1 protein-coding gene is annotated in these 582 nt (G+C 31.6%); it reads right to left on the minus strand.

Features of this window, described 5'->3' with window-relative positions:
• Positions 1-531, minus strand: a 531-nt coding sequence (locus N2201_07525; GenBank protein ID MCX7786048.1) for a restriction endonuclease subunit S, incomplete at its 3' end; no start/stop codon positions are given.
• Between the last annotated feature and the right edge of the window lie 51 nt (positions 532-582).

Raw genomic sequence — 582 nt, forward strand, 5'->3', positions numbered from 1 at the left:
AACCTTTGCTATCGCTTCATCTACCGTCGACAAAACTTCTGCAATTTTCTTTTGCTCGGAAAGAGGAGGAAGAGGGAAAGTTATCAATTTTATTAATTTTGATGGACGTACTTCTTTAATTGTGCTACCCATACTATGGCCTATTTCTTTTACTTTTTTTGCTTGTTTTAACAAAACATAATATAAAAATTCATTAATTATGACTTTTGGATTTACGACTATACCGGCAATACCCTGCTTTGTACATAATTTGACTCTTGCAATTCCAACTTTGCCAATTGATGCACCGAATGAAAAAATAACAGTTCCTTCGTTCCATAATTTCGCAGATGAATTTTCTAATCCCAAGTTAGTTAGGTGTCTTTTTGTATTATAAATATCTTTAGTTATATCTTCGATATTTACCCATGGAATATCACCATTAAAATATTCTTTTATTTTGGTCGACGGGGTTCCGCCATCTCCGATATCAACAATTACTTCGCCCAATGATACATATTTCCAATCATATGGCAAAATATCAATTTTCATACTTGTCATTTTTATAACCTTATCAATTTATTTTTTAGCTCTTCATATACT

The sequence above is a fragment of the candidate division WOR-3 bacterium genome (genome assembly GCA_026418155.1).
Lineage (GTDB): Bacteria > Hydrothermota > Tepidihabitantia > Tepidihabitantales > CAIPLT01 > JAOABV01.